At 52.0% G+C, this 12,225-nt stretch carries 10 protein-coding genes; 5 read left to right on the forward strand and 5 right to left on the reverse strand.

Annotated features, from left to right (window positions below; translation table 11 throughout):
- Nucleotides 1-70: 70 nt before the first annotated feature.
- Nucleotides 71-1,159 (reverse strand): 3-phosphoserine/phosphohydroxythreonine transaminase, encoded by a 1,089-nt coding sequence (gene serC, locus WM46_RS09870; RefSeq protein WP_061077022.1) that lies wholly within the window; start codon nucleotides 1,157-1,159, stop codon nucleotides 71-73.
- Between the two features lie 203 nt (nucleotides 1,160-1,362).
- A complete protein-coding gene (locus tag WM46_RS09875) occupies nucleotides 1,363-2,055 on the reverse strand; it encodes a DUF421 domain-containing protein (protein WP_102602154.1) in 693 nt (230 codons plus the stop codon).
- A 135-nt stretch (nucleotides 2,056-2,190) separates the two neighbouring features.
- Here WM46_RS09875 and ycaO point away from each other — a divergent pair, with 135 nt between their 5' ends.
- The 4 genes from ycaO (at nucleotide 2,191) to pflA (ending at nucleotide 8,498) form a co-directional block, all read left to right on the forward strand.
- Complete coding sequence (gene ycaO / locus WM46_RS09880; RefSeq protein ID WP_061078004.1) at nucleotides 2,191-3,951, forward strand: 30S ribosomal protein S12 methylthiotransferase accessory factor YcaO; 1,761 nt, start codon at nucleotides 2,191-2,193, stop codon at nucleotides 3,949-3,951.
- Between the two features lie 405 nt (nucleotides 3,952-4,356).
- On the forward strand, nucleotides 4,357-5,214 hold the full coding sequence (focA, locus tag WM46_RS09885) for a formate transporter FocA (protein WP_043001197.1): 858 nt from the start codon (nucleotides 4,357-4,359) through the stop codon (nucleotides 5,212-5,214).
- 56 nt (nucleotides 5,215-5,270) lie between these two features.
- Nucleotides 5,271-7,553 (forward strand): formate C-acetyltransferase, encoded by a 2,283-nt coding sequence (gene pflB, locus WM46_RS09890; protein ID WP_061077020.1) that lies wholly within the window; start codon nucleotides 5,271-5,273, stop codon nucleotides 7,551-7,553.
- Nucleotides 7,554-7,757: 204 nt separating this feature from the next.
- Nucleotides 7,758-8,498 carry a pyruvate formate lyase 1-activating protein gene (gene pflA, locus WM46_RS09895; RefSeq protein WP_061077019.1) on the forward strand — a complete coding sequence of 247 codons (741 nt, stop codon included), beginning with the start codon at nucleotides 7,758-7,760 and terminating at the stop codon, nucleotides 8,496-8,498.
- Between the two features lie 115 nt (nucleotides 8,499-8,613).
- Here pflA and WM46_RS09900 read toward each other — a convergent pair whose 3' ends face one another.
- Nucleotides 8,614-9,762, reverse strand: coding sequence for an MFS transporter (locus tag WM46_RS09900; RefSeq protein WP_061077018.1), 1,149 nt, complete (start codon nucleotides 9,760-9,762; stop codon nucleotides 8,614-8,616).
- Between the two features lie 313 nt (nucleotides 9,763-10,075).
- Here WM46_RS09900 and ycaC point away from each other — a divergent pair, with 313 nt between their 5' ends.
- Nucleotides 10,076-10,702 (forward strand): isochorismate family cysteine hydrolase YcaC, encoded by a 627-nt coding sequence (ycaC, locus tag WM46_RS09905; protein WP_102602156.1) that lies wholly within the window; start codon nucleotides 10,076-10,078, stop codon nucleotides 10,700-10,702.
- A gap of 31 nt (nucleotides 10,703-10,733) precedes the next feature.
- On the opposite strand, the gene WM46_RS09910 is transcribed toward ycaC, so the two are convergent.
- Both WM46_RS09910 and dmsB read right to left on the reverse strand, forming a co-directional pair.
- A complete protein-coding gene (locus tag WM46_RS09910; protein ID WP_102602157.1) occupies nucleotides 10,734-11,597 on the reverse strand; it encodes a dimethyl sulfoxide reductase anchor subunit family protein in 864 nt (287 codons plus the stop codon).
- Nucleotide 11,598: 1 nt separating this feature from the next.
- The gene (gene dmsB / locus WM46_RS09915) at nucleotides 11,599-12,216 is read right to left on the reverse strand and encodes a dimethylsulfoxide reductase iron-sulfur subunit DmsB (protein WP_102602158.1); all 618 of its coding nucleotides are present in this window, start codon (nucleotides 12,214-12,216) and stop codon (nucleotides 11,599-11,601) included.
- Nucleotides 12,217-12,225: the final 9 nt, after the last annotated feature.

The raw sequence follows: 12,225 nt of genomic DNA on the forward strand, positions 1-12,225 counted from the left end.
AACTCAACTCTCAAAAGACAGAAATAAAAACCCCACAGACAAGGCTGTGGGGATGAAAAGAGACACCAGATTAGCCGCGGCGACGCTCGAAATCAGCCATGAAATCGGCAAGTGCTTTTACCCCTTCCAGCGGCATCGCGTTATAGATGGAGGCACGCATACCGCCGACAACGCGGTGGCCTTTCAGCGCGTGCAGACCGGCGGCAAAAGACTCTTCCAGGAAGATCTTATCCAGCGCGCTGTCAGCCAACTGGAACGGCACGTTCATACGTGAACGGTTCGCTTTCGCAACATCATTACGATAGAAGTCGCTGTTATCAATCACGCCATACAGCAGTTCTGCTTTTTGCTGATTGATTTTATCCATCGCTTCCACGCCGCCATTGGCTTTCAGCCATTTGAACACCAGGCCGGAAAGGTACCAGGCGAAGGTCGGCGGCGTATTGAACATAGAGTCATTGTCGTTCAGGACGGAATAATCGAGGATCGACGGACAGGCCACATTCGCTTTACCCAGTAAATCTTCGCGTACAATAACGAGCGTCAGACCCGCCGGGCCAATGTTCTTCTGTGCACCCGCATAAATGATGCCATAGCGGGAAACATCCAGCGGTCCGGAGAGAATGGTTGAGGAGAAATCGGCGGTCACCACCACATCGGAACCAAAATTGGGCGTTTCGTTAATGGCGATACCATCGATGGTTTCGTTCGGGCAGTAATGCAGATACGCGGCATCAGCAGAAAGCTGCCACTCACTCATCGGCTTCACGCCGCGCAGGCCATCAACTGAGACTTTGGCATCGATCACATTCGGCGTGCAGTATTTTTTCGCTTCTTTGACGGCGCTGGCTGCCCAGTAGCCGGCATCAACATAGTCAGCCGTGGTTTTGTCGCCCAGAATGTTCAGCGGAATGGCGGAAAACTGGCCGCGACCGCCGCCGTGACAAAACAGCACTTTATAGTTGGAGGGGATATTCAACAGATCGCGAAAATCCTGCTCCGCTTCTTGCGCGACCTGGATGAATTCTTTGCCGCGGTGGCTCACTTCCATGACGGACGTACCAAGACCGTTCCAGTCACAAAGATCCTTTTGAGCCAGTTTAAGCACGTCTGCCGGTAACATTGCCGGACCTGAACTAAAATTGAAGACCTGAGCCATTTCCCCTCACCACGTTGCGTTGTTATTAACCCAGCCTCTTTTCGTACATGAACAGACAGTGGGTATAAGTTATTCCTGTGGATATCGGTTTTATCATTCAGTGACACGCGCCGCAATGGCTAAAACTGAGCAGAGTAAAAATGAGTGTTCGCTCACACAACAGAATCTTCGGGATTGACGATAAAAGACCGATATTTTTGCTGTCAGACGACCCGTTTTTCCCGACTGGCCTTCGACCATTCTGGATTTTTGCAGCGTGGACAAAATTGGCTATCGCCGGCACTCATACGGATCACTTCACTGCAGCGCACACAGGCGTAATCTCCCGCTTCCGGCATAACCCTGAAACGCTGCGTACAATATTCCGGCAGAATGCTGAGCCCAGGCTTCACCTTTTCGTCGGCAAAGAAATAGACGCTGATTTGCCCGTTCGTTTCGAGGATCGCCAGTCTGACCTGCCCCAGTTGCTCAACGCCGTTCAGTCGCAACTCCATAAAGAACTCAAACTCGGTCATGTTGGCGTTGCCGAGCTTCGACCAGGCTAATTCGCCGTCTTCGATGATCACGACGGGTTTGCCTTCCAGCAGATCCTCCAGCGTTTCGCTGCGCGCCATCAGCCACATCACCAGCCGGTACAAAATCGCCAGCGTGATAAAGACCACCAGCACCGGCAGCATGGGAACATCGTCATAAAAGGCCACGTCTCCCGCCGCCGACCCCAGCGTCAGAATGATCAGCACTTCGAATAACGACATCTGCCGCACACCGCGCCGACCCGTCAGTTTAAGAAACAGAAACACCAGAATAAAGGTGTAGAGACTGCGCAGCGCGACTTCCCAGAGGAACTCCAGGGGCACTTTGTCGAGCGCCATCCGTTGTAAATCAAATGCTTTCATTTTTATGCTCTTAATGCGGGTTGTGGATAAAAGCATAGCCAAAACTTTTATTTGCGCCGCGTCCGTGGCGGCGATAGCGTCAGCCACATAAAACCCGTATCATTGCGCGCTTTCCGTACGACAAAAGTGATTTTCATGACGCAAACATTTATCCCCGGCAAAGACGCCGCTCTGGAAGACTCCATCGCTCGCTTCCAGCAGAAACTGCTCGATCTCGGCTTCCACATTGAAGAGGCCTCGTGGCTGAATCCGGTGCCGAACGTCTGGTCCGTGCACATTCGCGATAAAGAGTGTGCGCTGTGCTTTACCAACGGCAAAGGGGCGACGAAAAAAGCCGCGCTGGCCTCGGCGTTGGGTGAATATTTTGAGCGTCTGTCCACCAACTATTTCTTTGCCGATTTCTGGCTGGGTGAAACTATCGCCAATGGTCCGTTCGTGCATTATCCGAACGAGAAATGGTTCCCGCTGACCGAAAATGATGACGTACCGGATGGTCTGCTGGATGCGCGTCTGCGTGCTTTCTACGATCCCGAGAACGAACTGACCGGTAGCATGCTGATCGACCTGCAGTCTGGTAACGAAGAGCGTGGTATCTGCGGCCTGCCGTTTACCCGCCAGTCGGATAACCAGACCGTCTATATTCCAATGAACATTATCGGCAATCTGTACGTCTCAAACGGGATGTCCGCCGGTAACACCCGCAACGAAGCGCGCGTGCAGGGGCTGTCTGAAGTCTTTGAGCGTTACGTGAAGAATCGCATTATTGCTGAAAGCATCAGCCTGCCGGAAATTCCGGCCGACGTGCTGGCGCGCTACCCGGCAGTGGTGGAATCTATTGCAACACTGGAAGCGGAAGGTTTCCCAATCTTTGCCTACGACGGTTCTCTGGGCGGTCAGTATCCGGTCATATGCGTCGTGCTGTTCAATCCGGCTAACGGCACCTGCTTCGCCTCTTTCGGCGCGCACCCTGATTTTGGCGTCGCACTGGAACGTACCGTGACGGAACTGCTGCAGGGTCGTGGTCTGAAAGATCTCGACGTCTTCACGCCGCCGACCTTCGACGATGAAGAAGTGGCAGAGCATACCAACCTGGAAACGCACTTCATTGACTCCAGCGGTCTGATCTCCTGGGATCTGTTCAAGCAGGACGCTGACTACCCGTTTGTTGACTGGAGTTTCTCCGGTACCACAGAAGAAGAGTTTGCCACCCTGATGGCGATCTTCAACGCGGAAGATAAAGAGGTGTACATCGCCGATTACGAGCATCTCGGTGTCTACGCCTGTCGGATCATCGTTCCGGGGATGTCTGATATTTATCCTGCTGAAGATCTGTGGTTAGCCAACAACGCCATGGGCGCCCATCTGCGCGAGACCCTGCTCTCACTGCCTAACAGTCGCTGGGATAAAGAAGACTATCTCAACCTGATTGAGCAGCTCGATGAAGAAGGGTTTGATGATTTCACCCGCGTTCGTGAACTGTTAGGCCTGGCAACCGGTTCAGATAACGGCTGGTACACCCTGCGTATTGGCGAGCTAAAAGCAATGCTGGCGCTGGCGGGTGGCGATCTGGAACAAGCGCTGATCTGGACCGAATGGACGATGGAATTTAATACGTCGATCTTTAGCGCTGAGCGGGCGAATTATTACCGTTGCCTGCAAACGCTGTTACTGCTGTCACAGGAAGAAGAACGTGAACCGCTGCAGTATCTGAACGCGTTTGTGCGTATGTATGGCGCAGATGCCGTCGAAGCCGCCAGCGCAGCATTGAGCGGTGAAGCGGCCTTTTATGGCCTGCAGCCGGTTGACAGCGATTTGCACGCATTCGCGTCACACCAGTCGCTGTTGAAGGCCTATGAGAAGTTGCAGCGCGCAAAATCTTCATTTTGGTCAAAATAAAGACAATTAACCCACACTGAGTAGGTTTAAATAATTGTCTGAGCTATATTACGGGGCGCACTAAGCGCCCCGTTTTACTTATTTTTGAATATCCAAAAATAAATGTAATAACAAGGTTAAATATTGGTAGTTGATATTAAACAACTTAACCGCTAGTTGTTACTTTGCCTGTCAATTACTCCATATTAATTAACTGACCAACAGCCCTGGGAAGGAAAATTTTCAACTCATTTGCTAAATTTTAAAATTTATTTTTATCATATTAATCAATAAATTACTCCGAAATCGCATAAAAACCATGCGTGTTACGGGCCTATAAGCCAGGCGAGATATGATCTACATCAATTTCTCATCTATAATGCTTTGTTAGTATCTCGTCGCCGACTTAATAAAGAGAGAGTTAGTGTGAAAGCTGACAACCCTTTTGATCTTTTACTCCCTGCAGCAATGGCCAAAGTGGCCGAAGAGGCAGGCGTCTATAAAGCAACGAAACATCCGCTTAAGACTTTCTTCCTGGCAATTACTGCCGGTGTGTTCATTTCTATCGCCTTTGTTTTCTATATCACTGCAACGACCGGTACAGGTACGATGCCCTTTGGTATGGCGAAACTGATTGGCGGTATCTGCTTCTCCCTGGGGTTGATTCTTTGCGTCATCTGCGGTGCAGACCTCTTTACGTCAACCGTGTTGATTGTCGTTGCCAAAGCCAGTGGTCGTATCACCTGGGGTCAGTTGGCAAAAAACTGGCTCAACGTCTATTTTGGTAACCTGATTGGTTGCTTGCTCTTTGTGCTATTGATGTGGCTTTCCGGCGAATATATGGTCGCCAACGGCCAGTGGGGACTGAACGTCCTGCAAACCGCCGACCACAAAATGCACCATACTTTTGTTGAAGCCGTCAGTCTCGGTATCCTCGCAAACCTGATGGTCTGCCTGGCCGTATGGATGAGCTACTCAGGCCGTAGCCTGATGGATAAAGCGTTTATCATGGTATTACCGGTTGCGATGTTTGTGGCCAGCGGTTTTGAGCACAGTATCGCAAACATGTTTATGATCCCGATGGGTATTGTAATCCGTGATCTCGCAACACCGGAGTTCTGGAGCGCAGTTGGCTCGACGCCGGAAAGTTTTTCTCACCTGACCGCGATGAACTTCATCACTGATAACCTGATTCCGGTTACGATCGGTAACATTATCGGCGGGGGTTTGTTGGTTGGGTTGACATACTGGGTCATTTATCTGCGTGACAACGATCATCATTAATTGATGTCGCGATACACGCAGTAAATAAAAAATCCACTTAAGAAGGTAGGTGTTACATGTCCGAGCTTAATGAAAAGTTAGCCACAGCCTGGGAAGGTTTTACCAAAGGTGACTGGCAGAATGAAGTAAACGTCCGTGACTTCATTCAGAAAAACTACACTCCGTACGAGGGTGACGAGTCCTTCCTGGCTGGCGCTACTGATGCGACCACTGCACTGTGGGACAGCGTAATGGAAGGCGTTAAACAGGAAAACCGCACTCACGCGCCTGTTGACTTTGACACCTCTGTTGCTTCCACCATCACTTCTCACGACGCTGGCTACATCAACAAAGCGCTCGAGAAAATTGTTGGTCTGCAAACTGAAGCTCCGCTGAAACGTGCGATCATCCCGTTCGGTGGTATCAAAATGGTTGAAGGTTCCTGCAAAGCGTACAATCGCGAACTGGACCCTGCCTTGAAAAAAATCTTCACTGAATATCGTAAAACCCACAACCAGGGCGTTTTCGATGTTTACACCAAAGACATTCTGAACTGCCGTAAATCCGGTGTTCTGACTGGTCTGCCGGATGCATATGGCCGTGGCCGTATCATCGGTGACTACCGTCGCGTTGCGCTGTACGGTATCGACTTCCTGATGAAAGACAAATACGCTCAGTTCGTTTCCCTGCAGTCTGATCTGGAAAACGGCGTAAACCTGGAAGCGACTATCCGTCTGCGTGAAGAAATTGCTGAACAGCACCGTGCGCTGGGTCAGATCAAAGAGATGGCTGCTAAATATGGCTGCGATATCTCTGGTCCGGCTACCAACGCTCAGGAAGCGATTCAGTGGACTTACTTCGGCTACCTGGCTGCGGTTAAATCTCAGAACGGCGCTGCAATGTCCTTCGGTCGTGTCTCCACCTTCCTGGATGCATACATCGAACGTGACATGAAAGCAGGCAAAATCACCGAGCAAGACGCTCAGGAAATGATTGACCACCTGGTCATGAAACTGCGTATGGTTCGTTTCCTGCGTACGCCTGAATATGATGAACTGTTCTCCGGCGACCCGATTTGGGCAACGGAATCAATCGGCGGTATGGGCGTTGATGGCCGTACTCTGGTTACCAAAAACAGCTTCCGCTTCCTGAACACCCTGTACACCATGGGTCCGTCTCCGGAGCCGAACATCACCGTTCTGTGGTCTGAAAAACTGCCTCTGAACTTCAAGAAATTCGCCGCTAAAGTGTCCATCGACACCTCTTCTCTGCAGTATGAGAACGATGACCTGATGCGTCCGGACTTCAACAACGATGACTATGCTATCGCTTGCTGCGTAAGCCCGATGATCGTTGGTAAACAAATGCAGTTCTTCGGTGCGCGTGCAAACCTGGCGAAAACCATGCTGTACGCTATCAACGGCGGCGTTGATGAAAAACTGAAAATGCAGGTTGGTCCGAAATCTGAACCAATCAAAGGCGACGTCCTGAAATTCGACGAAGTGATGGATCGTATGGATCACTTCATGGACTGGCTGGCTAAGCAGTATGTCACCGCGCTGAACGTTATCCACTACATGCACGACAAGTACAGCTACGAAGCTTCTCTGATGGCGCTGCACGACCGTGATGTTATCCGCACCATGGCATGTGGTATCGCAGGTCTGTCCGTTGCGGCTGACTCCCTGTCTGCTATCAAATATGCGAAAGTTAAACCGATTCGTGACGAAGACGGTCTGGCTATCGACTTCGAAATCGAAGGCGAATACCCGCAGTTTGGTAACAACGACGCGCGCGTTGATGACATGGCGGTTGACCTGGTTGAACGTTTCATGAAGAAAATTCAGAAACTGAAAACCTACCGTGATGCTATCCCGACTCAGTCTGTTCTGACCATCACCTCTAACGTTGTGTATGGTAAGAAAACCGGTAACACCCCAGATGGTCGTCGTGCTGGCGCGCCGTTCGGACCAGGTGCTAACCCGATGCACGGTCGTGACCAGAAAGGTGCGGTTGCCTCTCTGACCTCCGTTGCTAAACTGCCGTTTGCTTACGCGAAAGATGGTATTTCTTATACCTTCTCTATCGTTCCGAACGCACTGGGTAAAGACGACGAAGTTCGTAAGACTAACCTGGCCGGTCTGATGGATGGTTACTTCCACCATGAAGCGTCCATCGAAGGTGGTCAGCACCTGAACGTGAACGTGATGAACCGTGAAATGCTGCTGGACGCGATGGAACATCCGGAAAAATATCCGCAGCTGACCATCCGTGTATCCGGTTACGCAGTACGTTTTAACTCCCTGACGAAAGAACAGCAGCAGGACGTTATTACCCGTACCTTCACTCAGACCATGTAATGTGTTTTGACTGAAATCACGCGTTAAAAGGCGTACAATAAAGGCTCCACGTAAGTGGGGCCTTTTTAACAGGTCGTTTCCCGACTGCAGCCTGTTTTGTCAGCTATCTATACTCAATGGATAACCGCCAAAACAGACTCGACACAGCCAATGAGCTGTGCACCAACACGGCCCCGGATGGGCCACATCTGGAGAAACACCGCAATGTCAGTTATTGGTCGCATTCACTCCTTTGAATCCTGTGGAACCGTTGACGGCCCAGGCATCCGCTTTATTACTTTCTTCCAGGGCTGCCTGATGCGCTGTCTGTATTGCCACAACCGCGATACGTGGGACACGCATGGCGGTAAAGAAGTCACCGTTGAAGAACTGATGAAAGAGGTCGTGACCTATCGCCACTTTATGAACGCATCCGGTGGCGGCGTAACGGCGTCAGGCGGTGAAGCCATCCTGCAAGCGGAATTTGTCCGTGACTGGTTTCGTGCCTGTAAGCAAGAAGGTATCCATACCTGTCTGGATACCAATGGTTTTGTTCGCCGCTACGACCCGGTGATTGATGAACTGCTGGAAGTCACCGATCTGGTGATGCTCGACCTGAAGCAGATGAATGATGAGATCCACCAGAACCTGGTCGGCGTTTCCAACCATCGTACGCTGGAATTCGCCCGCTATCTGGCAAACAAAGATATCAACGTGTGGATCCGTTACGTCGTAGTGCCTGGCTGGTCCGACGATGACGATTCCGCGCACCGACTCGGTGAATTTACCCGCGATATGGGCAACGTTGAGAAAATCGAGCTCCTGCCCTATCACGAGCTGGGTAAACATAAATGGGTGGCGATGGGCGAAGAATACAAACTCGATGGCGTACATCCACCGAAGAAAGAAACGATGGAACGCGTCAAAGGTATTCTTGAGCAGTACGGTCATAAAGTGATGTACTGATTGAGTCTTCTAAAAAGGCTACCCGACGGGTAGCCTTTTTACTTTCGGTCCGGGAATACAGAGAATTAACCAAAACGGGATGCAATAACACACATTGCATCCCGTTTGCGCTGAATTAAACGTGAGCAACCGGGTTCGGAGTATGTCCGGCATTGCGCAGCAGCATCAGTAAATAAATAAACGACACGCTGGCAATCATAATAAACAGAAGATTATCGGAATAATTCTGCATCAACATGGCCGTGAAGGAAGGCCCTAACAGGCTGCCAACGGTATAGCTCAGCAGCAGCGCCTGGTTCATCGCCACCAGTTGATGATGTTCCACTTTTTCACAGGCCCAGGCCATCGCTACCGGATAGAGCGTAAAACCGGCCGCCCCCAGAATAAAGAGCGCAGGCGCCATCGCGGCCTGGCTTAGCATCGCGATGCTGCCGAGGATGACCACAAACACTTGCACGCGCAGCACCAGCAGTCGACCAAACTTATCCGCCAGCCGCCCGATTGGCCACTGGCCGAGGATGCCCGCGCTAACCAGTACCGCCATCCAGAAACCAATACTGGCGTTACTCATGCCCTGATGATTGAGATAGAGCGGCATCAGGCCGTACAGCGAACCAAGGACAATCCCGGAAATGATGCAGCCGTTAACGCCCAGCCGCGCCTGACGCAGTTTCAGCATTGCGGTAATTGGCGTGTCGTTGTGCGCATCAGACTGTTGATTCAGGATGCGGGTAAAGAGCAGCGGTAAAATCCCTGCCAGAATCAGCCCCGTCGCCCACGGCAGCACGTTCATCAGCTCCGTAGAGACTTTGCTGACCAGCAGTTGTCCGAGGAACGTCCCCACATAGTAAACCATCATGTAGGCCGCCAGCAGGCGACCGCGGTTACGTGATGTCCCGCTGCACATCAGCGCACTCTCAACAACCACCCAGATCATGGCGCAGCCAACGCCCGCGACAAAGCGCCATGCCAGCCAGCTCCAGAAGCCGACCATCACCCCAAGGCCCACACAGCCGGCCGCAAAAATCAGCGAGGCAAGGTAGTAGCTACGGTTAAACCCGAGGCGTTTGATTAAAACCCCTGTCAACAGCGTCCCGACCAGGTTACCGGTGAAATAGGACGAACTGATCATACCCACCTGCCACGTCGGCAGGTTTTCCTGGGCGAGCCAAAGCGGGACGAGCGTGTTCAGCACCGCAATCGCCAGGGTCAGCAGAAGTAGACCAGCCAGCAAAAGCAAGACAGGTCGGGTATAGGTAGACATGAGTATAAACCGTGAGGAAGTTCAAATTTCACGCGCATCATGCCACCAACAAAAACATTGTCAATCGGCGGAAACCGTGGCGTGGCAGCCCTTTTCCATCTTCGATTGAATTTATTGATTAAGATTATGAATTATTGCTGCCGAACCGGCTACAGGTGGCTGTTTTCATTGATTTAACGCAAAAGAGTTCCGTTTCGCTTAGTCGAAAAATATCATAGTCCCGGCAGCATTTTTTTTCCGTTCTATGCTTTGAATGAACCATACACACCTGAATGAATTCGGGCGCAGAGTTGACTCAAGCAAGGGGAAGCGAATGACCAAGCCTTATGTTCGTCTCGATAAAAACGATGCTGCGGTTCTTCTGGTAGACCACCAGGCCGGACTACTCTCACTGGTCAGGGATATTGACCCTGATAAATTCAAGAATAACGTGCTGGCGCTGGGCGATTTAGCCAAATACTTCAAACTGCCAACCATTCTCACCACCAGCTTCGAAACCGGTCCAAACGGCCCGCTGGTTCCCGAATTAAAAGCCCAGTTTCCGGATGCCCCATACATTGCACGACCAGGGAATATCAACGCCTGGGACAACGAAGACTTCGTGAAGGCCGTCAAGGCCACGGGGAAAAAGCAGTTGATCATTGCGGGCGTAGTGACCGAAGTTTGCGTGGCATTCCCGGCGCTGTCCGCCATTGAAGAAGGTTTTGATGTTTTCGTCGTCACCGACGCGTCGGGTACGTTTAATGAAATTACCCGCCATTCGGCGTGGGATCGCATGTCGCAGGCCGGTGCTCAGCTCATGACATGGTTTGGTGTGGCCTGTGAGCTGCACCGTGACTGGCGTAATGATATTGAGGGATTGGCGACGCTGTTCTCCAACCACATTCCGGATTACCGTAATCTGATGACCAGTTACGATACGTTGACCAAACAGAAATAGTAAAACCGGGGCGAAAGCCCCGGTTATTCACTTAGCTGGCAACCGCCATACCGACGGTCATATGCAGACCGTAGAAAACGCCGCGACCAATCAGTTCTCCCACCAGCAGCAGAATAAAGGCCACTGACAGCAGCGGAACCGCAGGCTGATAACCTTTCAGCTGTGGCACAATCCAGCAGCACAGTGCCACTGCCAGTACGCCAATACGCCAGGCCATCAACGACCCGTAGTCTGGCACCAGCGCAGAAGCCTGTTGAATAGAGCTATGAATGGTCGCCAGTTCTGCGCCCTGCATCACCGACATGATGGCACTGACCACCAGCGCCAGCAGTGAAACCGCAGGCAGCAGACGCATCGCCCAGCCGTCGACTCCCGCCACGCGCAGCAGCAGATAGCCCAGCAGCGGACCGCCCATCAGCAGAGTCAGGAAGAAGCCCAGCGGCGTCCAGACGCTGTACCAGGTCGGTACGGTATCAATGCTGTTATAGACGCGCACCATCATCCAGACGAACAGCACACCCAGCACCATCGTGAGCAGCAGCCACAGGTTACGCAGAGCCGGAGAGAGCTTTTTCAACACCGCCAGTAGCCAGCCGATCCCGCCAACCGCAAAGAAAATCGAGCCGCTGGCAATTTCATTACTCAGCGCCGACGAACCGACACGGTTAAGCGAGTTAAACGCCCGCATTGGCGAGCCGAGATGCAGCATAGACGCGATAAAACCAATCCCCATCAGCACCCACAGCGCGAACATGCCGGTAATCACGCGCTGTTGCGTTTCGGTCCGCAGGTCGCCTTTCATCAGCGCCAGCGCCAGAACAATGAAACCACAGACCACACATTGTCCGAAGACCGTGAAGATCATCAGCGGCCATTCATGCCATCCACTTCCCATCTTACACCTCCTTCGGATTCGCCAGATAGCCGGTGGTATCCCCGGTCGGGCGGCTGTTGGCATTCGGTTTGATCACAATACTCGGCTTGGTGAAGTGCGCACCCGGCAGCGGAGCAACCGCCGCCAGATCGCCATGTTTCTTACGCAGTTCATCGATAGGTCCGAAATCCAGCGCGCGCAGCGGACAAGACTCGACACAGATCGGTTTCTTGCCTTCTGCCACACGGTCATGACAGCCGTCGCATTTGGTCATGTGACCTTTGGCGGCGTTGTACTGCGGCGCGCCGTACGGACAGGCCATATGGCAATAACGACAGCCGATGCAGACATCTTCATCAACCACCACAAAGCCGTCTTCCCGTTTGTGCATCGCCCCGCTCGGACAGACCTTGGTACAGGCCGGATCTTCACAGTGGTTACAGGCGATAGAGAGATAGTAGGCAAACACGTTCTGGTGCCAGACGCCGTTGTCTTCCTGCCAGTCCCCACCCGCATATTCATAAATGCGGCGGAAACTGACATCCGGGGTTAAGTCTTTGTAATCTTTACAGGCCAGTTCGCAGGTTTTACAACCGGTGCAACGGCTGGAATCAATAAAAAATCCATACTGGGTTGTCATCGGTTACTC

This window comes from Citrobacter freundii complex sp. CFNIH2, from assembly GCF_002880615.1.
GTDB lineage: Bacteria > Pseudomonadota > Gammaproteobacteria > Enterobacterales > Enterobacteriaceae > Citrobacter_A > Citrobacter_A amalonaticus_F.